This is a genomic window from Vermiculatibacterium agrestimuris (genome assembly GCF_943193085.1).
In the GTDB taxonomy this organism is placed as follows: domain Bacteria; phylum Bacillota; class Clostridia; order Oscillospirales; family Oscillospiraceae; genus Vermiculatibacterium; species Vermiculatibacterium agrestimuris.
In genome coordinates this window covers 64,875-89,069 of record NZ_CALPCU010000007.1, presented here as the reverse complement: position 1 = coordinate 89,069, position 24,195 = coordinate 64,875, and the positions used below count along the sequence as shown (strand labels likewise).

Genomic DNA, 24,195 nt, shown 5'->3' with positions numbered 1-24,195 from the left:
GGGTGAAGCGAAGCGAAAGCCCCCCCCCGTGGGAGCGGCCCCACCGGGGCCGCTCCCCTTTAACTTGATTATTTATGAACATTGGGCCGCATGGCCCCAGGAGAACCCATGCAGATACAAAGAATAGACAATCAGCGACCAGCCCCAAAAGCACCCGTCACCGTGAAGGTATGCGGCAACATCATAGAGGTGCGCCACAGCGCCCACGCCCCCCCGGAGATCACCATACAAAAGCTGAACGCCGACAAGTATATAGACCTCCGCACAGGTGTTGTAGAACTGTTCCAGCACGCTACCAGCAGAGCCGAAGATAAGGCCAGCGTGGCCCAAAGCCTCCGCAATCTCCGGGACATTATCAACACAAACCTGACAGATCCGGAATCGGCCCTGTGGATAACACTTACCTATAAGTCCAACATGAGAGACACCCAGCGGCTCTATGAGGATTTCCACGCTTTCATCAAGCGGTTTCGCCGTTATCTGAAAAAAGAGGGCCACCCGCCCACCGAGTACATAGCAGCCGCCGAGCCACAAGGCCGGGGAGCGTGGCACCTTCATGTGCTGCTCCTGTTCCCGGAAAAGGCCCCCTTCATTCCAAACGCACACATGGCAAAGCTATGGGGCCATGGCTTCACCAAGACCAAAAGCCTAAAGGGAGTGGACAACCCCGGCCTCTATCTGACCGCCTACCTGGGCGACATGGAACTGATAGAGGCGGTAATGAGCGGAACGACACAGGGACGGCTGGGAGAGGTTGAAGCAGAGGACGAGCAAAGCCGAAAGGAGAAAAAGGCCGTGATAAAGGGGGCAAGGCTCCATCTGTACCCCAGCGGCTTCAATCTCTACCGCTGTTCCCGAGGCGTGAAGCGGCCCCAAGTGCTGCACATGACCGAGGGGGAGGCCCAGCAGATCATAGGGTCAGCCCCTCTGACCTATGAGAAAACCATAGCCGTGACAGACAGCGAGGGCCAGACCTTAAATGTCATAAACTACCGCCAGTACAACCGGGCCAGGGCCGAGGATCAGGCCAAAGAAGCCACCGTTGAGCAACCGGGAGAGCCAGAGGCAGGGCCTACCGACACAGGCCCTTAACCACATAAATCCAGCGGCCCCAGCCGCCACCTTTGACCCCCTATAAAATCAGCCGTCGCAACGGCCACCGCTAAAAACGGCGAATTTCAAACCAGAAATTACGAACACGAAAGGAATGGCGATTATGACCGACAAGCACAAAGCGGGCCTTGTCCTGGCACCCATCATCTTCAAGAAAATGGGCGGGACGGTGTACGCCGTCTATGGCTATTTCAGCCCGGAGGCCAGGGAGACCGCAAGGGAGAAAATCGGGCGTCTGCTCACAAAAGAAATCGAGGGCAAAAATCGGGGAAAGCCTTGATAATACTGGACTTTCCGGCAGAATGGTGGTATAATATAAGCATACCACAAGCCCGTTCTGCCACATCAAAAGGAGGGTAAAATTTATGTGGCAGTACGATGAAAGAACAAAGGCATTTATCCCCGGCAATCTTCCCGCCGAGGGTGAAATCACAGCTTGCTATGACCGACTTTCCCAGGAGGACGAACTGGACGGCGACAGCGTCAGCGTGGTCAATCAACGGGACTTTCTCTTGAAATACTGCAAGGACCATCATTTTCCCCTGCCCCGGTTCTTCTCTGACGATGGGTACACCGGGACGAACTTTGACCGCCCCGGCTTCCGGGAGATGATGGACCTGGTAGAGCAAGGGAGAGTAAAGACCATCATCGTCAAGGACCATTCCCGGCTGGGCCGCAACCGCCTTGTGGTGGGCGCTCTTATGGAGCGTTTCACGGAGGAATACGGGGTCCGCTATATCGCCGTGACAGACGGGATAGACAGCGACAAGGGCCTGGACGACATGGTGGCGGTGCGGGAGTTGTTCAACGAGTTTTACCCCCGTGACACCTCCAAGAAGATACGGGCGGTATTCACCAACAAGGGCAACAGCGGGCAAAGGCTCTGTACCCAGATCCCCTATGGCTACAAAGGGGACAAATACAAGTGGGAAGTGGACGAGGAAGCGGCCCAGGTGGTACGGGAGATATTCAGCCTGTGTATGGAGGGCCTGGGGCCTATGCAGATCGCCAAGCGGCTGAAAGCGGCCAAGGTGCTGACGCCTACCCACTACAAGGCCGAAAAAGGGCGGTCTATCTCTACCAAGCCCCCAGCGGACCCCTATGACTGGGACCAGAGGGTGGTTGCCGCAATTCTGGAACGGATGGAATACCTGGGCTGTACGGTGAACTTCAAGGGCTACAAAAAGTCCTACAAGTCCAAGAAGCGGGTACAAAATCCCCCGGAGAAATGGAAAGTCTTTCCCAATACCCACCCGGCAATCATAGACCGGGAGACCTGGGAACGGGTCCAGGAGTTGCGGAAGAACAAACGCCGCCCCACCAAGACGGGCAAGCGGGGGCTGTTCTCCGGGCTGGCCTACTGTGCCGACTGTATGAGCAAGCTGTACTTCTGCACGTCCAACAGCATGACGGAAAATCAGGACCATTATGTATGCTCGAACTACAAGAGCAACACGGGCAGTTGTTCCATCCACTTCATCCGGGAAAAGGTTTTGACGGCTCTGGTGCTGGCCCACCTCCAAGCCACGATTGCCTATGTGCAAGCGGACGAGGACGGCTTCACCCGGCTGGTGATGGACAGGGACGCCAAGGAACAGCGGCGGGAACTGGCCCGGAAGAAAGCCGAGTTAGACAAGGCGGAAAAGCGGGTCAAGGAGTTGGATGGGCTTTTCCAGCGGGTCTATGAGGACCACGCCACGGGCAAGCTGACGGATGAACGGTATAACCGCCTTTCTGGGGCCTACGAAGCCGAACAGCAGGAGTTGGAGGCCAGGGTGGGAGAACTACGCCGGGACCTGGAACAAGGGCAAGCGGAGGCCGTAAACGTGGCCCAATTCATAGCCCTGGTAAAGAAGTACACGGAGGTCCGGGAACTGACGCCCACCATCGTCAACGAGTTCATAAAGATGGTAATAGTCCACGCTCCCACGAAAGTCAACGGGCACCGCTCCCAATTCGTCCAAGTGGTCTACAATCTGGTGGGAGAGGTAACAATACCTGAAACGCTGGACAGCAAAACGGCGTAGCCCCGAAAGACTACGCCGTTTCACTAAATCAATCTTACTTCCTTATGGGACCCCGGCAAAAGCGTCTCCTCTTTTTTACGTACTGGATTTACTGCTGCTCCTCCTCGCGGATCTTGGCGAAGCACTCGCTGCAGTACACGGGACGGTCAGACTTGGGCTCAAAGGGGACTTTGGCCTCCCCGCCGCAACGGGCACAGGTAGCAGTGAAGTACTCACGGGGGCCGCGGGCAGCAGCCTTGCGGGCGTCGCGGCAGGCTTTGCAGCGCTGGGGCTCGTTCTGGAAGCCACGCTCAGCGTAGAACTCCTGCTCACCGGCGGTGAACACGAATTCCTGCCCACATTCCTTGCATACAAGTGTTTTGTCTTCGTACATGATTTTACCCTCTCTTCGACTCGTTTGCCCAGGCCCGGATACATTCCGATTTGTGCTGGGTCAGTGTAATATTGCGTTCAGCTTTCGCTGAAATCGCCGAAAGTTACACCCGCCAAGCCTACAAGACCTGACGTGGCTGGACACGCCCGTTTACAGGGCAAAGAAAGCGGACGCCTTGCGCCGGATGCGCTGTACGGCGTTGTCCACCGATTTGAGGGGTTTTCCTACCCGCTGGGCGATCTCGCTTTGAGAAAGGCCCGCTAGGTATAGCTCCAATACGGTCTTCTCAAAACCAGAAAGTACATTGCGAAGAGCCTTCATGCGCCCCTCCCGCTCCTCTCTGCCGATGAGAAGATCTTCGGGAGCCTGGAGGCTGTCAGAGACGGCGTTGTACGCGCGGGGATCCTGGTTTCCGTCGAAAAAAGGATCGTCCAGGGAAATGGAGTGGTTTAGGGGTCGGTGCTTATCTCTTGCCGCGGTACGCACGGCGGATCGGAGTCGATTGCGGATACAGGTCTCCGCATAGGTACGGAAACCGGCCTCTCTGTCGGGAGAAAAGCTCCGGATGGCGGAGAGCAGGCCGATCATCCCTTCCTGGATCAAGTCCTCGCTGTCCCCTCCCGCAAGGAAATAGGGACGTGCGCAGGCCCGAACCAGCTGAGTATAGCGTGCGACAAGATACTCCTCTGCGCCCCGGTCGCCTGCCACGGCCATTCCGCGCAAGGCTTCATCCGATTGTTGGTCAAGAGGTTTCATGCCACATCGTTCCTTTTCTTATATAACAAAAAAATTTCTGTTTGTCAAGGGATTTTTGGGCAATTATGCTCATTCAGCAAAAAATTTTAGAGATTTTTTATCAAATCCGCCAATTCCTCCGCCTTGGACTGGGCAATATGCTCCTCCCTGGCCTCTACCATGACCCGGATGAGAGCTTCCGTGCCAGAGGGGCGCACCAGCACCCGTCCGGTGTCGGCAAGCTCCGCCTCCACCTGGGCCACTGCGTTCAAAAGCGCCTGGGAATCCATGATCTGCGCCTTTTTTTCCTTGGTGGCGACGGGAACATTGACAAGTACCTGGGGGCACCGCTGGCACATGGCGGCCAGCTCTGAGGCCCGCTTGCCCGACTTGTGGATCACGGCCAGGAGCTGGAGCGCAGTGAGCTCCCCGTCACCCGTGGTGGCGTAGCGGCGGAAGATGGTATGGCCGGACTGCTCGCCGCCCAGGACGAAGCCCCCCCGTTCCATCTCCTCCAGAACGTTCCGGTCGCCTACGTCGGTACACAGCAGGGTGAGCCCCCGCTCCTTGGCATAGATGCGCAGGGCCAGATTGCTCATGACGGTGGCCACAATGGTCTCCCCCGCCAACTCCCCCCTGCTGCGCAGGTCGGCGCCGCAGATGGCCAGCACCTGGTCGCCGTCCAGCAGCACGCCGGCATCGTCTACCGCCAGGCAGCGGTCGGCGTCCCCGTCAAAGGCGATGCCCATGTCGTATTTTCCCGCAGTCACCATGGCGCTCAAATGGTCGATGTGGGTGGAGCCGCAATCCCGGTTGATATTGACCCCGTCGGGATCGGCGTTGATAATGTCGGCGTGAAGCTTGGGGAACCGGTCGAAGAGCCGGGCGGCGGTGGCGGAGGCGGCACCGTTGGCGCAATCGACCAAGATCCGCATTCCCGCCAGATCGCTGTCGATCGTCTCCACCAAGTGGTCGATATAGTCGTCTGCCTCCTGCTGGTCGGCGTAGGTCACCTTTCCAATGTCCGCACCGGTGCAAAGGGAGGATTTCTTGTTGAACAGCACAATGTCCTCGATTTCGTTCTCCAGCGCGTCAGAGAGCTTAAAGCCCTGACTGTTGAAGATTTTGATGCCATTGTGCTCAAAGGGGTTGTGGGAGGCGGAGATGACGATGCCGGCGTCCGCCTTGTTGGAAATGGTGAGAAACGCCACCGCGGGGGTGGGGATGACCCCCAGGTGGAGCACGTCCGCCCCCGCGGAGCACAGCCCTGCGATCAGCGCCCCCTCCAGCATATCAGAGGAGATCCGGGTGTCCTTGCCAATGGTAAAAAGAGGCTTCTTTTTCCCTGTGGCCGTGGAGAGCACCTGGGCTGCGGCGCAGCCCACCTCAAAGGCCAACTCGGCGTTAAGAGTTTCGTTGACGACCCCGCGGATCCCGTCCGTTCCAAAGAGTTTACCCATAAATGATAGGCTCCTTTACAATGTGATCTGCTCCATCCCCAGGAAGGGGATGCCCAAATGTTCGTAGGCCTTGGAGGTGACGCACCGCCCTCTGGGCGTGCGGGTGATGAAGCCAAGCTGCATCAGATAGGGCTCATATACATCCTCTAAGGTCACTGCCTCCTCATTGATAGTGGCGGCCAGGGTCTCCAGCCCCACTGGGCCGCCCCGATAATTTTCGATGATGCTTGTGAGCATCCGGCGGTCGATGGCATCCAGCCCCAGCCGGTCGACCTCCAGGGCGGACAACGCCTCGTCGGCCACATGGCTGGTGATCACGCCGCCGGCCCGCACCTGGGCGAAGTCCCGCACCCGGCGGAGCATCCGGTTGGCGATCCGGGGCGTGCCACGGCTCCGGCGGGCGATCTCCATGGCGCCGTCCCCTTCAATGGGCACCTCCAGGATGTCCGCCGAACGGGAGACGATCTTGGCCAACTCCTCCGGCGAGTATAGCTCCAGCCGCAGGGTAACGCCGAACCGGTCGCGGAGGGGCGCTGACAGCTGACCGGCACGGGTAGTGGCGCCAATGAGGGTAAATTTGGGCAGATCCAACCGGATGGAGTTGGCCGAGGGGCCCTTGCCGATAATGATGTCAATGGCGTAGTCCTCCATGGCGGGATAGAGGATCTCCTCCACCTGCCGGTTGAGCCGGTGGATCTCGTCCACGAAGAGGATGTCGTTTTCGTTGAGGTTGGTCAGCAGGGCCGCCAGATCCCCCGGCTTTTCAATGGCGGGGCCGGAGGTGATACGGATGTTGACCCCCATCTCGTTGGCGATAATGCCCGCCAGGGTGGTCTTGCCCAGTCCTGGGGGGCCGTGGAGCAAGACGTGATCCAGTGGCTCGGAACGCATCTTGGCGGCCTGGATGAAGACCTCCAGGTTTCCCTTGGCCTTCTCCTGGCCGATATATTCTACTAAGGTTTTGGGCCGCAGAGACCCCTCGTTTTCATCTTCCCGCAGGAGAGATGTGGCCACCAAAGGCTCCTCGGTCTCGAAGCCGGTGTCGGAAAAATCGATGCTCAAGCGCTCACTTCCTTTTGAAGGTAGTCGTCTTACAGGGACTCCACCAGTTCCCGGAGCCTGTCCAGAAAGGCCTCTTCGCCCCAGGTGTTGATCTTGAAAAACATGGCCTGGCTGCCGCCGGAGGTGATGGCGGAGAGGAACAGCGCCTCTCCTCTGCCCACCAGGGTCAGATTCAGACTTACCCGGTTGCCGCCGGAAAAGCTGTAACGCTCATAGACCCGTACCGCACAGCGGAAATCGCCTTGCGCATAGTCGCTGCCGTCCTCATAGGAGGCCGAGTCGCTGCCCTGCAGGATACCTGTATCCAGGTAATCCAGCACATGGTCAAAATCGCCCGTTAGGTGACATTCGTATTTCGCCATTTACTTCACCATTTTCCTCAGGGCCTGTTTGATGATCTGCTCCAGCGTCAAGCTGTCCAGGTCGATGCCCTTCAGTGCGACGCCGATCTCGCTTTGAGAGTAGCCCAGCACAGCCAGCGCGGCAGAGGCTTCACTGACCTTGTTCTCCGGAATGAGGGTGACTCCGGTACCGCCGTAGCTCTCTCCTGCCATGCTCTCCAGCTGGCCTTTGGCCAGCTTGTCTTTCAGCTCCAGGATGATGCGCTGGGCGATCTTCTTGCCGATACCGGGGGCGGAGGTGAGCACCTTTTCATCTCCGGTGATGATGGCCAGGGCCAGCCGGTCAGGCGGTGTGGAGGAGAGAATGGAAAGAGCCGCCTTGGGCCCCACGCCGGAGACGCCGATGAGCATCTTGTAGCAATTCAGCTCCTCCTCAGTGGCAAAGCCATAGAGCTCCATCGCGTCCTCCCGGACGTTCAGATAAGTATAGAGCTTTCCCGGCTTGCCCACGGTAAGGGCGCTCAGAGTTACATTGGTAGTTCGGCAGGCATAACCCACTCCCCCGCAGTCGATGACCGCCAGATAGGGGGCCAGGTGGGCTACCGTTCCGCTGACATAATAAAACATGGGCTTCTCTCCTATTTACTGGGATGTTTCACCGCATACCGGCCGCTGCCCGGCCTTGCCGCGCCGGGGGGCTGGAGCCGTGAGGTGTACGAGCGGGCGTGACACAGGGCGATGGACACCGCGTCGGCGGCGTCGTCTGGTTTGGGAACAGTTTTCAGCGCCAAAAGCCGCTTGACCATGTCCATGACCTGCCGCTTTTCCGCCTTTCCATAGCCCGTTACCGCCAATTTCACCTCCGAGGGGCTATACTCAAAGATGGGGACACCCGCCCGCTCTGCGGCGGTCAGGATGACGCCCCTTGCTTGGGCTACGCCGATGCCGGTGGTGATATTGTTGTTGAAGAACAGCTCTTCGATGGCCATGGCGTCAGGTCGAAAGGTCTCAAAAAGCTGGGCCATGTCGTCCTCGATCTGGAGCAGTCGGGCAGGCAGCGGCACTCCCGCCTGTGTGGTGACAGCCCCACAGGAGAGAAGGCTCTGCCTTCCCTTTTCCGAGGAGAGCACACCAAAGCCCACAATGGCAAAGCCGGGGTCGATACCCAGAATGACCATCCTCCGCTTCTCTCCTCTCTGAAAGGCGATATTTTTCCAATTTCTAATTTTACCATCATTACCGCCGAAACGCAACAAAAAAGAGGCTGCGCCTACCTTGACAGGCAGAAAAGCTCCGTAGTAAAATGTTACCATTGCAAGGAGGTCATGATGATGGGTCTGCTGGATAAGTTCTTTGGCAAAAAGAAGGGGGTCACCCCCGGTGGTTCCCCCATTTACCGTTATGATAGCCCCAAAAATGAGGAGCGCCAGATCCCTGAAAATGCAGGCGTTTACGCCGAAGAGATCGAGAAGCGATTCGAGGAGCTTTTCCCCGGTCGGGAGAGCCGAGTGCTCCATGAGATCATCAGCGACATCGTACATATCGACGTCCATGTCATGTGGCCCACCGAGGAGCAAAAGTTTTTCGTACTCTACACCACCGGTATGAGCGATCTCCCCATGACCATTCCGGAGGAGGTCAAGCCGGAGCACCGGGAGGCTTTGGCGTTGGGGGAGGTCTTTCTTTTCCTCCCTGGCGACTGGCCGATCAGGCCGGACGAGATGCCCCCGGAGGAGGCATATTGGCCCATCCGCACCCTGAAATTTATGGCCCGGTTCCCCCATCTCTACCACACCTGGCTGGGCTGGGGCCACACTATGCCAAACGGCCCGGAATATACGCCGCTGGATGACAGCGTGGGCTTTGGCGGCGTGGTGCTGATCGGCGGCGGTGATGGCCCGCTGGGCAGCATTGCCGCCGGGGACGGCCGCCGGATCAACCTCTACAATGTGATCCCCGCTTATAAAGAGGAGATCGAGTACAAGCTGAAATATGGTATGGAGGCGCTGGACAAGGTCTTTGAGGAAAAAGCGATGAATCCCGTGATAGACCCCCACCGCCCCAATTTCTGCGCCGACTTCAAGGAAGTGTTGGACGGCCCGTCCGAAGACTGAAGAAAAAGAGAAAAGCCCCCGGTATCCAGAATACCGGGGGCTTTTTATCCCTTTTTCAGGTCTCGTGATCGGAGGTGTGGAATTGCTTCAGATTGCCGATCTTCCGGCTCCGGCGATCCAGCTCCTCCATAACGGCGGCGAGGGGGATATTCTGGTCGGCCATCATCACCAGCAGGTGGTAGATAAGGTCGGAGATCTCCCCCACCGTATCCCCCTGAACGCCGTTTTTCGCGGCGATGATGGTCTCGGCGCACTCCTCTCCCACCTTCTTCAAGATCTTGTCCAGCCCCTTGTCAAAGAGGTAGCAGGTATAGGAGCCCTCCTGGGGATCGGCCCGGCGGTTCAAAATGACCTGGTAGAGCTGCTGTAACGTATCATTCATGGTTATTCTTCCTCCCAAAGGGTATTGAAAAAGCAGGACTCCGCCCCGGTGTGGCAGGTGGGGCCCTCAGGATCGCAGAGGTAGAGCAGGGTGTCGGTGTCGCAGTCGGTGATCATCTTTTTCACATGGAGAAAGTGCCCCGAACTCTCCCCCTTGTTCCAGAGCTTTTTCCGGCTCCGGGACCAAAACCACGCGGTTTTGGTCTTCAGGGTCAGCTCCACCGCCTCTTTGTTGGTGAAGCCCAGCATCAGTACCTTCCCACTCTGTGCGTGCTGGATGATGACGGGGATCAGGTCGTCTTTCCGAAAAAGCAGATCTATATCAAAATCGGTGACCATGGAGCGCTCCTCCCTTTCTATCGCACAGGAATCCCCTGAGCGGCCAGATATTCCTTCACCTGCGGCACCGTCAGCTCGCCAAAGTGGAACAGAGACGCGGCCAGGGCCGCGTCGCAGCCGGTCTCCTCAAAGACCTGGGCGAAGTGCGCTAAGCTGCCGCAGCCGCCGGAGGCAATGACCGGGATGGAGACCGCCCGGGTCACCGCCCGGGTCAGAGGCAGGTCAAAGCCGGCCTTGGTGCCGTCGGCATCCATAGAGGTGAGTAATATCTCTCCCGCCCCCCGCCGCTGGCCCTCGCGGGCCCATTCCACCGCGTCCAACCCAGTGGGAGTGCGTCCTCCGGCGGTGACCACCTCCCAGGAGCCGTCTCCCCTGCTCCGGGCATCGATAGCCAGTACCACACACTGGGAGCCAAATCGTTCCGCCGCCCGGGAGATAAGGCTGGGTTCCCTGACTGCGGCGGAGTTTACCGAAATTTTATCTGCCCCCGCCCGCAGAAGAAGCCGGAAATCCTCCAACGTACGGATGCCGCCGCCGACGGTGAGGGGTACGAAGACCTGGCTGGCGGTGCGCTCCACCACATCGGCAACGGTGTCTCTGGCGTCGCTGGTGGCGGTGATGTCCAGAAAGACGATCTCATCCGCCCCCTGGTCGGAGTAAAATTTCGCCAGCTCCACCGGATCGCCGGCGTCCCGAATATTGACGAAGTTGACCCCTTTTACCACTCGGCCGTCTTTCACGTCCAGGCAGGGGATGATGCGCTTGGCTAACATATGTTACACTCCTTCATGGCCTGGGGCAGATCGATGGTGCCGGCATAGTAGGCTTTGCCGATAATGGCGCCGTAGAGCCCCATATCCCGGAGCCGCTTTACGTCCGCCAGGGTGGTGACCCCGCCGGAAGCCACAATACGGCAGGGGACAGATTCCGCCAAGTGCTCCAGCTGGGCGAAAGAGGGCCCGGAGAGCATCCCGTCGGTGGCGATATCTGTATAGACAATCACCTTTACACCGATTGCCGCCATGGACTTGGCGAAGGCAATGCCGTCCAGCCCGGAGTCCTTCTCCCAGCCGGCAGTGCGTACCCGTCCGTCCAGACAGTCGATACCCACGGCGATGTGTTCGCCGTACTTCTCGGCCGCCTGGGCTGCGAAATCGGGATCGCTGACGGCGGCGGAGCCGATGACTGCCCGCTCCACACCCAGAGAAAAAATCTCCTCCAGATCGGCCATAGAGCGGATACCGCCGCCCAGCTCCACCTTCAGCCCCGCGTTCTGCGCCACTTGAGCGACAATGGCAGCGTTGCGCCGCAACCCGTTTCGCGCCCCGTCCAGATCTACCATGTGGATCCACTCCGCCCCCGCGGCGGCAAAGGCCGCGGCGGTATCCAGGGCGTTGTCCGCCACTTGGTGGACGGTGTCAAATTCCCCTTTTTGAAGACGGACGCACTTGCCGTCCTTCAAGTCAATGGCCGGTAACAGGATCATTGGTTCAACTCCCCGAAATTGCGTAAAATTTGAAGTCCCGCCGTCCCGGACTTTTCCGGGTGGAACTGGCAGCCGTACACATTGCCCCGGTGCACCGCCGCCACCACCGATGTGCCGTAATCCGTCCGGGCGGCCACATCCAATTCCCGGGCGGCATAGCCGCAGTAGGAGTGGACGAAATAGACATAGGCTCCGTCGGAAAGTCCCTGAAACAGAGGACAGTCGTTCTGAAAGGTGAGGCTGTTCCAGCCGATGTGGGGCAGCTTAAATTCGGTTTTGATCCAGTCTACCCGGCCGGGGATGAGCCCCAGCCCGGCGGTGGGCCGCACCTCAGAACTCTCCTCGAAGAGAAGCTGCATGCCTAGGCAGATCCCCAAAATGGGCTTCTTTTCTGCCTGCAAAAGGATATCTCTGTCCAGTCCGGAGGCCCGCAATTTTTCCGCTGCGTCGGGAAAGGCTCCCACGCCGGGCAGGATGATGGCGTCGGCGCGCTCCAACTCTCCGCTGTCGGCAGAGATGACGGAGGAAAATCCCAAAATCTCCAGGGCGTTAGCCACACTTTTCAGGTTGCCCACGCCGTAATCTACAATGGCGATGCGTCCCATCAGAGCACTCCCTTGGTGGAGACCACGCGGTCCCCCTCCACCTTGACGGCCTGCTTCAAGGCCAGACCCAGCGCCTTAAAGAGCGCCTCGGTGATGTGGTGAGCGTTGCGGCCATAGAGGGCATTCATGTGTAAAGTAATACCACTATTCATAGAAAAGGCCCGCATAAACTCTTCGGTGAGACAGGCGTCGTAGCTGCCGATCATAGCCTGGGGCATCTCCGCCTCATAGACCAGGTAGGGGCGGTTGGAGATGTCCAGCACCACCCGGCACAGGGCTTCGTCCATAGGCACAAAGGCGGCACCGAACCGGGCGATGCCCCGATTATCTTTCAGGGCCGCCGCAAAGGCCCGCCCCAATACAATGCCCACATCTTCCACGGTGTGATGAGCGTCCACTTCCAGATCGCCGACCGCCTTTACATCCAGACCGAAGCCGGCATAGAAGGCCAGGGCGGTGAGCATATGGTCAAAAAAGCCGATGCTGGTATCCACCTTCACCTCTCCCCCGTCCAGGCACACAGACAGGGAGATATCGGTCTCCTTGGTTTTGCGGGAGATGACATAACCTCTTGGGGTTTCATTTCCGGTATAGACGGGAACATTCATGGCTTTTCCTCCTCAAAACGTACCTGAATGGAATTGGCGTGGGCGGTAAGCTTCTCGCTCCGCGCCAGGGCGATGATCTCATCTTTTACCGGCTCCAGGGCCTTTCTGTCATACTGGATGACGCTCATGGTCTTGAGAAAGCTGGTCACTGACAAGGGCGAGAAGAATCGGGCGGTGCCGGAGGTGGGCAGTACATGATTTGGCCCGGCCAGATAGTCTCCCAAAGGCTCGGGCGACCAACTGCCCAGGAACACCGCGCCGGCGTTTCGAAGTTTGGGCAGAAGAGCCTCCGGCTTTGCCGTGACCACCTCCAGATGCTCCGGGGCGATCTCGTTGGCCAGAGCCGCCGCCTCATCTAAAGTCTTGGTGACGACGGCGCAGCCAAAGTCCCGAACGGAACACTCCATGATCTCAGAGCGCTCCAGATATCCGCTCTGGCGGATCATCTCGGCGTCTACCGCCTCCGCTAAAGCCTTGCTGGTGGTGAGGAGAACGGCGGAGGCCAGCTTGTCATGCTCAGCCTGGGAGAGCAGGTCGGCGGCCACGAATTTGGCCTGTGCCGTCTCGTCGGCAATGACCAACACCTCGGAGGGGCCGGCCACCATGTCGATATCCAGGCTCCCATAGGCCAGCCGCTTGGCGGCCGCCACATAGGCGTTGCCGGGCCCCACCAGCTTGTCCACCTTGGGAATGAAGCCGGCGCCGTAGGTCAGGGCGGCCACCGCCTGAGCCCCGCCCACAGCCAGAACGCGGTCTACCCCGGCGATCTTGGCGGCGGCCAGTACCGCGTCGTTGAGGTTGTCGGTGGGGGGCGTCACCATGATGATCTCCTCTACCCCGGCAACCTTGGCGGGGATGGCGTTCATCAGAACCGAAGAGGGATAGGCCGCCGTTCCGCCGGGCACGTAGATGCCCACACGGGTCAGGCCGCGAACCACCCGGCCCACTTTTCCGCCGTCGGGAGAGTTCCAGAACTCCGTCTTGGGCAGGAACCTTTCGTTGTAGGCGCGAATGTTGGCGGCGGCATGCTCCAAAGCGGCGATCAGTTCCCTGGGGCAGCGGGCATATGCCTCGTCCAACTTTTCCTTGGAAATTTCATAGGGGACTTTGTGGTCAAACTCGCGGGTGTACCGCTCAACTGCTGCAAAGCCCTCTGCCTTTACATCCTCCATAATGGCCCGAACAGCGGCCTCGATGGTTCCGTTAGCCGAAGCCGCCCGCTCCCGCATGGCGGCAATGACGGCCTTTTCCCCCGCGCCGTCGGCAAAAACGATGTTCAGCATCCTGTTCCCTCCAGACCGGCCTGACATTTGCCGATAAAGTCCAAGATCTCCGTCTTCTTTAATTTCATGGCGGCGGTATTGACGATAAGCCGGGCGGAGACGGGGGCCACATCCTCGATGGGCTCCAGGCCGTTTTCCTTCAAAGTGGCGCCGGTTTCCACAATATCCACGATGGCGTCGGCCAGCCCTAAAATGGGCGCCAGCTCCACCGAGCCCTCGATCTTGATGATCTCCACGTCCATGCCCTTGTCCTCAAAAAACTTCCGGGCCACATTTGGGTACTTGGTGGCGATCCTACGGGTCTTATAAGTGCCATAGAAATCGCTCCCCTTTTTTACGGCCAAAGCAAAGCGGCACTTGCCGAAGCCCAAGTCCAGCACCTCATAGAAGGGGCTCTCCCCCCGTTCCAGAATGGTGTCCTTCCCTACCACGCCCAGGTCGCAGACCCCGTGTTCCACATAGGTGATGACGTCGGGTGCTTTGGCCAGCACTGCATCCAGAGGATAGTTGGGCAGCCGGTGGATGAGCCGCCGTCCGGGATCCTTCACCGGAGAGCAGTCCAGTCCCACCTGCTCCAAAAGAGCCACCGTCTTGTCCTGGAGCCGCCCCTTGGTGAGCGCCAGCCGCAGACGGGCCTCGGAGGGCTGTACTGTATTTTCGCTTGTCACCAAGTCCGCATAGACCGCAAAGCCGATGGCGGGAGCGCTGCGGCCAAAGGCCCCCAGCAGGTTGTCATACCGGCCGCCGGAGAGGACGCTGGCTCCTGCACCCCTGGCATAACCCCGAAAGACCACGCCGGTGTAGTAATCGATCTGATGGACGAGGCCCAGATCAAAGCGGACATGGGCGCCGCAGCCAGCTGCCTTCAGCGCCTCATAGAGCTCCCGCAGGTATGTAAGCTCCTTCCGGGGGCCTATCAGCGCCTCTGCCTCCTCCAGCACCTCTACCCCGCCAAAGAGGCGGGAAAGCCGGGAGAGAAGGGCGTAAGCGCTTTTATCCCGGTACGGCAGCAGAAACTCATCCAGAGCGGCAAAGTGTTTGCCTTCAATAAGCTCGCGCATCTCCTCGATCTGCGTGTCGCTCATTTCCATCTGGCCGGCCAGAGTCCGGAAGAGCCCGGCGTGGCCCAACTCAATGTGGAACCCCTGGGGGCAGACCGCCGCCAGAGCTTCCACCGCCAGGGACACCGCCTCCACATCGGCTTGGATGCCCCCCGCGCCCAAAAGCTCAATGCCGCACTGAGGGATCTCGCTGGAACCGCCCCGATGGGCGGCCCCGGAGCGGAACACAGTCTCGTTGTAGTAGAGACGCTGGGGTAGCGGTTCATTTTTCAGTTTGGTAGCCGCCACACGGGCGATGGGGGCGGTGCAGTCAGGCCGCATCACCATCAGCTTCCCGGAGCGGTCCACGATCTTCATCATGGCCTCCTGGGGAATGGGGTTCCCAGACTGAAGGAAGAGGTCGTAGTACTCCACCTCCGGAGTGCTGATCTCTGCATAGCCCATCTCCCGAAAAAGATGGATCAGCTTCCCCTGTACGGCGCGGAGATCTCTGCACTGGGAGAAAAGCCGGTCTCTGGTGCCTTCCGGTGTTGCGATCACGTTCATGAATGATCCCTCACTTTTATGCTTTACCACGCTAATATACTACATTATCCCTTCCCTGTCAATAGGAAAAAAGAGACGGGGAATTTCCCCCGTCTCTTTTTCGGATAAAGGCGCGCTTACATGGCGCTTTGCATCCCGTTGTCGTCGAAGAATTTGCGGTGGACGACCTGGACGGCCCTGTCGGCATCGGCCAGATCCACCAGCACAGAGACCTTGATCTCGCTGGTGGAGATCATATGGATATTGATGCCGGCGTTAAACAGCGCCTCGAACATGCCGGCGGCCACGCCGGGGTTGTTGATCATGCCGGCGCCTACGATGGAGACTTTGGCGATGTTGTCATTGACGTCGATGTGGTCGAAGCCGATATACTCCCGGTTCTCCTCCAGGATCTGCTTGGCGGCCTCGGTATCGCTCTTGGCCACGGTAAAGCTGATGTCCTTCTTGTCCTCCCGGCCGATGGACTGCAGAATAATATCCACATTGATCTTCTCCTTTGAGAGCAAAGAGAAGATGCGGAAGGCAATGCCCGGCTCGTCAGCCAGGCCCACCAGGGCCAGGCGGGCGGTGTTTTTATCCTTGGCAATGCCGCTGACATGGGATTTTTCCATGATTTTCACAACCTCCTTGACTTTTGTTCCCGGATTACCGGAAAAGCTGGAGAGCACCTCCAGATTGACATTGTAACGCTTTGCCATCTCTACCGAACGGTTATGGAGTACTTGGGCGCCCAAGGTCGCCAGCTCCAGCATCTCATCAAAGGTGATCTCCTGGAGCTTATGGGCCTGGGGCACCAGCCGGGGATCGGCGGTGTAGACTCCGTCCACATCGGTGTAGATCTGGCACAGGTCAGCGTGGAGACTGGCCGCCAGGGCTACCGCCGAGGTGTCTGAGCCGCCCCGGCCCAAGGTGGTGATGTCACCGTACTTGTTGATGCCCTGGAAGCCGGTGACGATGACGATGCTCCGCCGATCCAGCTCGGTGAGGATACGCTCGGTGGACACCCGCTTGATGCGGGCGTTTCCATAGGTGGAGTTGGTCTGCATCCCCGCCTGCCAGCCGGTGAGAGAGACCACCGGATAGCCCATGGCCTCGATGGCCATGGCACACAGGGAGCAGGAGATCTGCTCGCCTGTGGACAGAAGCATATCCATCTCCCGCTTGGAGGCCTTGGGGTTGATCTCCGCGGCCTTGGTGATAAGATCGTCGGTGGTATCTCCCTGAGCGGAGAGAACGACCACCACATTGTGTCCCCGCCGGTATGTCTCGGTAATAATGCGGGCTACATTGCGGATCTTATTGGAATCCGCAACAGAGCTGCCGCCGAATTTCTGAACAATGAGTCCCATATGAAATAGTTACCCCCTTACAGGTTTCCACGTCCTATTTTATGCCGCCGGGACATTCGCGGTCAGTCCTCCAGTACCCGGAACAGCGCTGTGACGGCTATGCCGGAGAGTTTTTCCTCCAGCGCATTTCGCATCATGGCGGGCACCAGCACGGCGGTCTCCTCTTCCGGCGCGCCGGCCCGGGCCAGTACGGTGACCTCTCCCAGAGCGGCGCGCAGCGCCTCTGCCGGCGCGTGCGCCCGGACATACCAGGGGCTGGCCACATCGTCGGGGGGCAGAGTCACGTCTTTGCCTCCTGGCCCCCAATCCATAAATTTGGGCCGATCCCGACGGCTTACAGCGTCCATCACGTCAGCCACCACAGCGGAGGCGGTGGGCAGCTTCCCCGCGCCCCTGCCATAGAACATCACGTCCCCGATGGCGTTTCCCTTGACGGTGATGGCGTTGAACACATCCTCTACCCCTGCCAGAGGGGCTTCGCTGCCGACCAGATGGGGCGCCACGAAAGCGCGCACCTTTCCGTCTTCCCCCAAAATGGCCCGGCCCAGCAGTTTGATCTTCTTGCCGCAGGAGTCGGCGTAAGCCACATCGGCCAGGGACACCCCGGAGATGCCCTCCGTGGGAACCTGCTCCGGGTAGATATGCCGCCCAAAGGCCAGAGAGGCCAGGATGCAGATCTTCCGGCAGGCGTCGTGGCCCTCCACATCGGCGGTGGGATCGGCCTCGGCATAGCCGTTCTGCTGTGCCTCCTTCAGCGCCGCGTCAAAGCTGAGGCCCGCCCGGATCATCCGGGTGAGGATATAGTTCGTGGTGCCGTTGAGGATGCCGCAGATCTCGCTGATCTCGTTGGCGGCCAGGCACTGCTTCAGCGGTCGGATAATGGGGATCCCCCCGCCCACGCTGGCCTCGTATAGGTAGCTGACGCCCTTTTCCTGGGCCAGCTTCATCAGCTCGTACCCGTGCTCGGCCACCAGTTCTTTGTTGGAGGTGACCACGCTCTTGCCTGCCCGCAGGGCCCGCAGGGTGTATTCCTTGGCGATCCCCGCTCCGCCGATGGTCTCCACCACGACCTCTATCTCCGGATCGTTCTCAATTATGGAGAAGTCGTGGATCACCATGTGGGAAAAGGGACTGTCCGGGAAGTCCCGCAGATCCAGAATATATTTCAGCTCCACGCTGGAGTGAAGCTTCTGACCGATGTGCGCCCCGTTGCGCCGAAGCACCTCGGCCACACCGGAGCCCACCACGCCAAAGCCCAGTACAGCGACCTTTGCCATAATGTCTCTCCTTTCATGCTGGGCGCTTAGCCCGCCAGTATCTCACAGCGTACGACCCCCGTCTCAACGGCCACTCTGGAAAGCATCTCCTCAATGGTCATCACAAGTCCCGAGGTCTCCGCGCCGATGTTCACCACAGCGCTCCCTCCGGCCGGCACACCCTGGTTGATGGTCAGGATATTGGCGCCGCACCGGGCAAAGCTGTTGAGCACCGCCGAGAGCACGCCCGGCTCGTTTTTAAGCAGGATCTGAAAGGTGACGATGCGTCCGCTGCCCATGTCGTTGAAGGGCCGCACCGCGTCCTTATACTTGTAGAAGGCGCTGCGGCTGATCCCGACACTCTGCGCCGCCTCATTCACTGTTTGGGCCTCGCCCACCTCCAGAAGCCGCTTGGCCTCCGCCACCTTCAAAAAAATTTCCGGCAGTGCCGCTGCCTCCACAATAAAGTATTGGGATCGTGTTCCCATTTTATGATGAGCCCCCTTCTGTGTCCACACGGGAAAGTCATTTGTTCGTGTGCTGTGGTATATTGTATCACGACCACCTCTTTGACGCAACGGGAAATAGAGCAAAAAACTATCCAACTTATCCTGCCCCAAGGGGAAGATTTTTGCCGGAAATTACGAAAGGGCGCGCCAAAAGCGCGCCCTTTCCATGGGGGTAATATTCAGGCGCCCGGTGGGAGCAGCGGCTCGTCGTCGGGCGACTCCACAGGCAGAACAGGGGGCGGGGTGAAGTGGCTCACCGGCGGCTCATCACCGTTGTTGCCGGGCTCTGGGGTGTGACCCGGCTCTCCGCTTTCCACGGGCCGGGGCGTATGCCCCCCGGCGGTGGGCCATGTGGAGGGGTCGCTGGCGTCGAAGTTGGGGTCGTCCTCCTTGGAAGGCCACGTGGAAGGATTGGTGATGTCGAAGTCTCTGGGGTCATAAGGAACAGGCTCCACAGGAATCTCCGAGGTGTGGACGGTGCAAGGCCCGATCTCCTCCAGAGAGGCCAGGAAATAGGCGTCGTCCTCCGGGTGTACATCTCCAATATACTCCCGTTCCATATCCAACACCGCCACGCTGATCTTGCCCATATTGGCGGTGCCGTCCTCATTCCAGGTCACCTCGGGGCAAAACTCTCCAGCCAGATGATAGCGGCCTGTAGCAGTGCCGTCCTCCTTCAAGATCGGATCGGCGGTGCAGACCTCCACCATGACATGGGCGGTGCAATCCTCCAACGGGATATCCTCCGGGAAGGCATAGCCCAAAGCCACCCGGCTGCCCCGCACATCGCTGCGGCACTCGTCGGTAGCCCGCAGGCCGGTGTCTATACAGTACTCGAACTGTACCAGTCCGTCAGGCCTTGGAAAATCTTTGTTTTCCAGGTTTTCATGAACTTGCGTCATGACCTTTCGCCATAGTACGGCCGCCGGGTTGTCGCCGGAGACCCGTACCCGCTCCGGTGTGCGGTAGCCCACCCATACGGCGGCGGTGTAGTAGGGCGTATAGCCCACGAACCACCGGTCATTGTTGGCGGTGGTAGAGCCGGTCTTGCCCGCGACGGTCATACCGGAGATGCCGGCGGCAGAGCCGCCGCCCCCATTGACCACGCCCTTCAGCAGTTCATTGATATAATAGACGGTCTTTTCCTTCAGTACAGGCTCGCCCTCAGTGCCCTTGGTCAGCAGTGTCTTGCCATTGGCGTCCTCCACCCGGGAGTAGGTTCTGGGCTCCACATACACGCCGTTTCTGGGGAACACCGCATAGGCGCCCGCCATATCCAGGGTCGTTACGCCATTGGTGAGGCCGCCCAACGCCATCTGAGAATAGCCGATATCGGAAAAATTCTGGCCGTTGATCTCCTTGCTGATGACCAAATGGTCGGGATCAACGTGGAACTTGTCCAGCAGATACTCGAAGCCCACCTCAGGCGTCACTTTCTGGAGCACCCGTACCGCCACCGTGTTGGTGGAGTCCGCCACGGCCCGGGACACCGTCATCTGCCCGGTGTAGCGGTGGTTTACATTGGAGGGCCAGGCGTCACCGTTCAAAAGCATCGGAGGGCCATCCTCAAAGACAGAATAGGGATTGATCAGCCCCATCTCCAAAGCGGGCGCGTAGACCGCCAAGGGCTTGATGGAGGAGCCCGGCTGCCTCTGAGCCCGGGAGGCCATGTTGTACCCGCGGGTATCCTCCGCGGTCTTCTCCCCCATTTTTCCCGCCAGTGCGGACACATTGCCCTGGGGATCCACCACCACAATGGCGGACTGGAGCTGCTGCCCGGACGCAGAGGTATAGGGTAGATTTTCCGTGTTGGAATAGATGTTGTCCACCGCCGCCTGTACCTTGGGGTCGATGCAGGCGTAGATCTTCAGTCCGCCGGAGTACACCATGTCCTGGGCCGCGATCTCGGAGTAATAATACTGATCCATCAGGTCTTTTGTCACGTCGGTGATGACCTGTTCCGTGTACCAGCTGTAGAGGGCGCTCTGCTGGCCGTCGCTCTGGCCGCTGTGGAAGTCTAGCACCTCCGTCTTGGCCGCGTCGCACTCTTCCTGGGAGATATAGCCGTCCCGTACCATGGCGTCCAGCACGTAACCGCGGCGGGTGGTGTTGTTCTCCGGATTGGTATAGGGGTCGTAGAGGGACGGATTGTTGGTGATGCTGATGAGGCTGGCGCACTCGGCCAGGTTCAGCTGTGTCACATCCTTGCCGAAATAATAATAAGATGCGGTATATACGCCGTAGCACTTGTGACCGAAAAAGATATAGTTGAGGTACCACTCCAGGGTGGTGTCCTTGGAGTATTTCTTGTCGAATTCCAATGCCCGGAAGATCTCCAGGATCTTTCGCTTCACCGTCACATCGTCATACTGAGTGTAGTTTTTGATAAACTGCTGTGTGATGGTAGAGCCGCCCTGGATCCGTCCGCCGGTAAACATGGTCAGCACGCTCTTCGCAGTGCGCAGCCAGTCCACGCCGTGATGCTGGTAGAACCGGCGGTCTTCAATGGCCACGGCGGCGTGGATCAAATTCTGAGGCAGCTGGTCATATTCCAGCCATACCCGATTCTGGTCGCCGTGGAGGGTCTCATACTCCACCTCCCGGCCTGTCTCCGGGTCGATATAGTAGATCGTGCTGGACAGCTTCATGCCATATTGCGCGATATCCACCTCGGTGTCGGGCAGAATGACATTTTTGATGTATACCGCGGCGAAGCAGGCCAGGAAGGAACAGGTGATAACGAAGATCAGAAACAGTGTTCCGATCACGGTCAACACCCGTCTTACGATCTTCTTCCACTTGGGCTTCTTTTTCTGGCTCGTGCGGGGCGGCGTTTGATTCCGGTGCTCCTGCGGCTCCGGCATATGCTCTTGAGGCATGCTGACACCTCCGTTTCCATAGGCAGATTGTCAAAAACAGGGAACGACAAAGGTACAAAAATACTCCCTATATTATACCACCAGTTTGCTGTTTGTCCACCCCAAAAATTTTTGTGCGCCCATTGGGTGACAATGCTTCGGTAGCCGTTGTAAAATTTTGGCCTCCTCCGGCCTTGCTTTTTCCGCCTGCACAGGGTACAATAAAAGCAGTTAAAACTGATTAGAAAGCGAGGCGCTGACCATGAGTGAGGAATTTGGCCCCGATTTCATCTCCGTCACGGACGAGGACGGCAATGAATTTGAACTGGAGCATGTGGACACCATAGAATATAACGGCCAGATCTATATGGCCTTCTTCCCCGCCGATACCGGCGAGGAGTCCGACGCCGAGGAGGAGACCGGCCTTATCATCCTCAAGGTGGTGGATGTGGACGGCGAGGAGCAGCTGTCCACCCTGGACTCCGAGGAGGAGCTGGAGGAGGTCTACGGCCAGTTTATGGACGCCCTTTTCCAGGAGGAGGAGGACGACCACGGCGAGAGCTGAAGCTCTCCCCTGCCCGGTGCGTGATGGGCCCTTTTAAACCCACATTTATAAAACGGGACGCTGACTTGCGCCGTGGTTCGCAGGCCTCCCGGCCTTTGGCCGGAAGTTGGAAGCGGTAAAGCGGCACGGAGGCGACCCACCTGCCGGAGACGTGCAGGTTTTAAATGGGTTCACACGGCTGTGGCGGGGGTTTTATTGTTCCAAAAACCGCTGTTTTTCTTCTTAAACAGCGGTTTTTCTTTTTTTGCCTTCTTTGGGGCTTGCAAGGTTGGGCGGTTTCTTGTATAATAACAAAATGCGTCGAGCGCCCTTGCGCACGACGGCCGGGGACTTGTCCCGGCCACAGGTAAAAAATGAGAGGACTGAAAACTGCATGAGCGCATCTGATAAAAAGCAGCAGCGAAAGGCTGAGATGGCCGATGGCCTGACTCAGCGCCAGCAGAAGGAACAGGCCGAGGCTCAGGCCGCCAAACGGCAAAAGACGATCTACACCGCCGTTGGCGTAGTGTGCGCCGTCGCCGCTGTGGCACTTCTGGTATGGAACGGATTGAGCACCAAGGATCACGGCAAGGATGTGGCCGCCACTGTAGGCGGCGTGGATTACACCGTAGCCGACCTCCAATACTATTACGTGGCGGCGCGAAACTCCGCTTATGCGCAGTATCAGCAGTTTGCCGCCTATGGCATCTCCATGGGCTATAACCCCAATGTTAGCGAGGGAGAGCAGTGGTCCAACGAGGCGGAGGGCAAGACCTACGCCGACACCTTCCGGGAAAATGCCCTGTCCTACCTGCAGCAGACCGCTGCTCTGTGCGCCGCAGCCAATGCCGAGGGGTACACCCTCTCCGCCGAAGGCCAGGAGGCCATTGACGAGCGGCTCAGCCAGATCGACCTGATCTGCGCCCAGAACGGTATGACCCGCGGTTCCTACTTTGCCCAAGTCTATGGCAAGGGCGTTACCGAGAAGATCTTCGTCCGCAACCTGACCAACGACATGCTGGCCTCTGAGTTCTCCGAGCATCACGAGGAGGGCATCTCTTACGATGACGCCGCGCTTGAGGCCTATTACGACGAGCACCCCGATACGCTGGACAGCTATGATTACCGCATTTTCACGGTAGACGGCTCTGTTCCCGCTTCCACCGACAATGAGGGCAACGCTGTGGAGGCCACCGACGAGGAGAAGGCCGCCGCTATGGCCCAGGCCAAGGAGAAGGCTGACGAGGCCGTATCCAAGCTGGAGGCCGCTTCCCGCTCCGACCGGGAGAAGACCTTCATTGAGATCGCTCCCGACTATGTGGCCGAGGCATATAAGGGCGCCTACGCTGTGGAGAGCTATTCCCTTCAGCAGCAGGTTCTGGGCAGCAACCTCAGCTCCGGCGACGCTGCCGCCGGCTCCTGGCTCATGGATCCCGCCCGCAGGGCCGGAGACGTGACCGCCGTTGAGACCACCACCGGTTATCAGGTAGTCCTCTTCCTGGATCGCTACCTGGTCGATGACCCCACTGTGAATGTCCGTCACATCCTCATCATGGCCGACAGGCCCGAGGACGATCCCAACACCGCAGACGTGAACGAATCTCAGGGCGCCCCCACCCAGGAGGCCATGGATGCTGCCAAGGCCGAGGCCGAGGCACTGCTGGAGGAGTGGAAGGCCGGCGAGGCCACGGCCGAGAGCTTTGGCGCTCTGGCCGACGAGCACAGCGACGACGGCGGTTCCCGGGGCAACGGCGGTCGTTACACCTATATCAGCAAGGGCGATATGGTGGGTGTTTTCAATGACTGGATCTTTGATCCCGCCCGCCAGAGCGGTGACACCGGCCTTGTCTGCCACAACGGAGAAGACGCCGACTACTACGGCTGGCATGTGATCTACTTCGAGAAATCTGAGGAGCCCGCCTGGAAGGGCACCGCCATCCAGGCAAAGCAGAGCACCGACCAATCGGAGTGGCTCAACAACCTTACCGACGCCATGGAGGCCGTCTCTGCGGACGGGATGAAGTATGTGGGCGAGGTCAGTAACGCCACTCCCACCCCCTCTGCCTCCCCCGCTGAGAGCGCTGAACCGGAGGAGTCTCCCGCAGCTTAAAACCAATACTTGAAAAACGAGCCGTCTGCCAGGCG

At 59.0% G+C, this 24,195-nt stretch carries 25 protein-coding genes, 1 other RNA gene and 1 pseudogene; 7 read left to right on the top strand and 20 right to left on the bottom strand.

Going from position 1 to position 24,195, the window contains the following annotated elements; genetic code table 11:
- Positions 1 to 108: 108 nt before the first annotated feature.
- The 3 genes from NFR87_RS03935 (at position 109) to NFR87_RS03925 (ending at position 3,140) form a co-directional block, all read left to right on the top strand.
- Positions 109 to 1,092 carry a rolling circle replication-associated protein gene (locus NFR87_RS03935; protein WP_251446660.1) on the top strand — a complete coding sequence of 328 codons (984 nt, stop codon included), beginning with the start codon at positions 109 to 111 and terminating at the stop codon, positions 1,090 to 1,092.
- Positions 1,093 to 1,216: 124 nt separating this feature from the next.
- Positions 1,217 to 1,393 carry a transposon-encoded TnpW family protein gene (locus NFR87_RS03930; protein ID WP_251446657.1) on the top strand — a complete coding sequence of 59 codons (177 nt, stop codon included), beginning with the start codon at positions 1,217 to 1,219 and terminating at the stop codon, positions 1,391 to 1,393.
- 85 nt (positions 1,394 to 1,478) lie between these two features.
- Positions 1,479 to 3,140 carry a recombinase family protein gene (locus NFR87_RS03925; RefSeq protein ID WP_251446654.1) on the top strand — a complete coding sequence of 554 codons (1,662 nt, stop codon included), beginning with the start codon at positions 1,479 to 1,481 and terminating at the stop codon, positions 3,138 to 3,140.
- Between the two features lie 88 nt (positions 3,141 to 3,228).
- On the opposite strand, the gene NFR87_RS03920 is transcribed toward NFR87_RS03925, so the two are convergent.
- From NFR87_RS03920 to ruvC, 7 genes are all read right to left on the bottom strand, one after another.
- The gene (locus NFR87_RS03920) at positions 3,229 to 3,513 is read right to left on the bottom strand and encodes a zinc-ribbon domain containing protein (RefSeq protein WP_251446651.1); all 285 of its coding nucleotides are present in this window, start codon (positions 3,511 to 3,513) and stop codon (positions 3,229 to 3,231) included.
- A gap of 150 nt (positions 3,514 to 3,663) precedes the next feature.
- Positions 3,664 to 4,227: a sigma-70 family RNA polymerase sigma factor gene (locus NFR87_RS03915; RefSeq protein WP_251446648.1), complete on the bottom strand. Its 564-nt coding sequence runs from the start codon at positions 4,225 to 4,227 to the stop codon at positions 3,664 to 3,666.
- A 128-nt stretch (positions 4,228 to 4,355) separates the two neighbouring features.
- Positions 4,356 to 5,708: a phosphoglucosamine mutase gene (gene glmM / locus NFR87_RS03910; protein ID WP_251446645.1), complete on the bottom strand. Its 1,353-nt coding sequence runs from the start codon at positions 5,706 to 5,708 to the stop codon at positions 4,356 to 4,358.
- A 15-nt stretch (positions 5,709 to 5,723) separates the two neighbouring features.
- Complete coding sequence (ruvB, locus tag NFR87_RS03905) at positions 5,724 to 6,770, bottom strand: Holliday junction branch migration DNA helicase RuvB (RefSeq protein ID WP_251446641.1); 1,047 nt, start codon at positions 6,768 to 6,770, stop codon at positions 5,724 to 5,726.
- 29 nt (positions 6,771 to 6,799) lie between these two features.
- Positions 6,800 to 7,132 (bottom strand): DUF6054 family protein, encoded by a 333-nt coding sequence (locus NFR87_RS03900; RefSeq protein ID WP_251446638.1) that lies wholly within the window; start codon positions 7,130 to 7,132, stop codon positions 6,800 to 6,802.
- Positions 7,133 to 7,738 (bottom strand): Holliday junction branch migration protein RuvA, encoded by a 606-nt coding sequence (gene ruvA / locus NFR87_RS03895; RefSeq protein ID WP_251446635.1) that lies wholly within the window; start codon positions 7,736 to 7,738, stop codon positions 7,133 to 7,135. It abuts the gene before it with no gap.
- 11 nt (positions 7,739 to 7,749) lie between these two features.
- Entirely contained in the window at positions 7,750 to 8,289 is a 540-nt protein-coding gene (gene ruvC, locus NFR87_RS03890) for a crossover junction endodeoxyribonuclease RuvC (RefSeq protein WP_251446632.1), read from the bottom strand.
- Between the two features lie 153 nt (positions 8,290 to 8,442).
- Here ruvC and NFR87_RS03885 point away from each other — a divergent pair, with 153 nt between their 5' ends.
- Entirely contained in the window at positions 8,443 to 9,225 is a 783-nt protein-coding gene (locus NFR87_RS03885; protein ID WP_251446629.1) for a suppressor of fused domain protein, read from the top strand.
- Positions 9,226 to 9,280: 55 nt separating this feature from the next.
- On the opposite strand, the gene hisE is transcribed toward NFR87_RS03885, so the two are convergent.
- The 13 genes and pseudogenes from hisE to NFR87_RS03820 form a co-directional block, all read right to left on the bottom strand.
- The gene (hisE, locus tag NFR87_RS03880; protein ID WP_251446626.1) at positions 9,281 to 9,607 is read right to left on the bottom strand and encodes a phosphoribosyl-ATP diphosphatase; all 327 of its coding nucleotides are present in this window, start codon (positions 9,605 to 9,607) and stop codon (positions 9,281 to 9,283) included.
- Positions 9,608 to 9,609: 2 nt separating this feature from the next.
- Complete coding sequence (gene hisI / locus NFR87_RS03875) at positions 9,610 to 9,945, bottom strand: phosphoribosyl-AMP cyclohydrolase (RefSeq protein ID WP_251446623.1); 336 nt, start codon at positions 9,943 to 9,945, stop codon at positions 9,610 to 9,612.
- 17 nt (positions 9,946 to 9,962) lie between these two features.
- The gene (gene hisF, locus NFR87_RS03870; RefSeq protein ID WP_251446620.1) at positions 9,963 to 10,718 is read right to left on the bottom strand and encodes an imidazole glycerol phosphate synthase subunit HisF; all 756 of its coding nucleotides are present in this window, start codon (positions 10,716 to 10,718) and stop codon (positions 9,963 to 9,965) included.
- A complete protein-coding gene (gene hisA / locus NFR87_RS03865) occupies positions 10,712 to 11,431 on the bottom strand; it encodes a 1-(5-phosphoribosyl)-5-[(5-phosphoribosylamino)methylideneamino]imidazole-4-carboxamide isomerase (protein WP_251446617.1) in 720 nt (239 codons plus the stop codon). The genes hisF and hisA overlap by 7 nt, the downstream gene beginning before the upstream one ends.
- Positions 11,428 to 12,036 carry an imidazole glycerol phosphate synthase subunit HisH gene (gene hisH, locus NFR87_RS03860; protein WP_420910701.1) on the bottom strand — a complete coding sequence of 203 codons (609 nt, stop codon included), beginning with the start codon at positions 12,034 to 12,036 and terminating at the stop codon, positions 11,428 to 11,430. The genes hisA and hisH overlap by 4 nt, the downstream gene beginning before the upstream one ends.
- Positions 12,036 to 12,644: an imidazoleglycerol-phosphate dehydratase HisB gene (hisB, locus tag NFR87_RS03855; protein WP_251446614.1), complete on the bottom strand. Its 609-nt coding sequence runs from the start codon at positions 12,642 to 12,644 to the stop codon at positions 12,036 to 12,038. The genes hisH and hisB overlap by 1 nt, the downstream gene beginning before the upstream one ends.
- Entirely contained in the window at positions 12,641 to 13,927 is a 1,287-nt protein-coding gene (gene hisD / locus NFR87_RS03850) for a histidinol dehydrogenase (protein ID WP_251446611.1), read from the bottom strand. The genes hisB and hisD overlap by 4 nt, the downstream gene beginning before the upstream one ends.
- Entirely contained in the window at positions 13,921 to 14,556 is a 636-nt protein-coding gene (hisG, locus tag NFR87_RS10505) for an ATP phosphoribosyltransferase (protein ID WP_251446672.1), read from the bottom strand. The genes hisD and hisG overlap by 7 nt, the downstream gene beginning before the upstream one ends.
- A 45-nt stretch (positions 14,557 to 14,601) precedes the next feature.
- Positions 14,602 to 15,534: pseudogene (gene hisZ / locus NFR87_RS10500) on the bottom strand (ATP phosphoribosyltransferase regulatory subunit); the annotation flags it as partial.
- 116 nt (positions 15,535 to 15,650) lie between these two features.
- Positions 15,651 to 16,883 carry an aspartate kinase gene (locus tag NFR87_RS03835; RefSeq protein WP_251446609.1) on the bottom strand — a complete coding sequence of 411 codons (1,233 nt, stop codon included), beginning with the start codon at positions 16,881 to 16,883 and terminating at the stop codon, positions 15,651 to 15,653.
- 62 nt (positions 16,884 to 16,945) lie between these two features.
- On the bottom strand, positions 16,946 to 18,160 hold the full coding sequence (locus NFR87_RS03830) for a homoserine dehydrogenase (RefSeq protein WP_251446607.1): 1,215 nt from the start codon (positions 18,158 to 18,160) through the stop codon (positions 16,946 to 16,948).
- A gap of 26 nt (positions 18,161 to 18,186) precedes the next feature.
- A complete protein-coding gene (locus NFR87_RS03825; RefSeq protein ID WP_251446605.1) occupies positions 18,187 to 18,627 on the bottom strand; it encodes an ACT domain-containing protein in 441 nt (146 codons plus the stop codon).
- A 200-nt stretch (positions 18,628 to 18,827) separates the two neighbouring features.
- The gene (locus NFR87_RS03820) at positions 18,828 to 21,527 is read right to left on the bottom strand and encodes a transglycosylase domain-containing protein (protein ID WP_251446603.1); all 2,700 of its coding nucleotides are present in this window, start codon (positions 21,525 to 21,527) and stop codon (positions 18,828 to 18,830) included.
- 241 nt (positions 21,528 to 21,768) lie between these two features.
- On the opposite strand from NFR87_RS03820, the gene NFR87_RS03815 reads away from it, so the two are divergent.
- From NFR87_RS03815 to NFR87_RS03805, 3 genes are all read left to right on the top strand, one after another.
- Positions 21,769 to 22,071, top strand: a complete 303-nt coding sequence (locus tag NFR87_RS03815; RefSeq protein WP_251446600.1) for a DUF1292 domain-containing protein — start codon at positions 21,769 to 21,771, stop codon at positions 22,069 to 22,071.
- A 3-nt stretch (positions 22,072 to 22,074) separates the two neighbouring features.
- Positions 22,075 to 22,265, top strand: a non-coding RNA gene (gene ssrS / locus NFR87_RS03810) — 6S RNA.
- A 179-nt stretch (positions 22,266 to 22,444) separates the two neighbouring features.
- Complete coding sequence (locus NFR87_RS03805; protein ID WP_251446598.1) at positions 22,445 to 24,160, top strand: peptidylprolyl isomerase; 1,716 nt, start codon at positions 22,445 to 22,447, stop codon at positions 24,158 to 24,160.
- Positions 24,161 to 24,195: the final 35 nt, after the last annotated feature.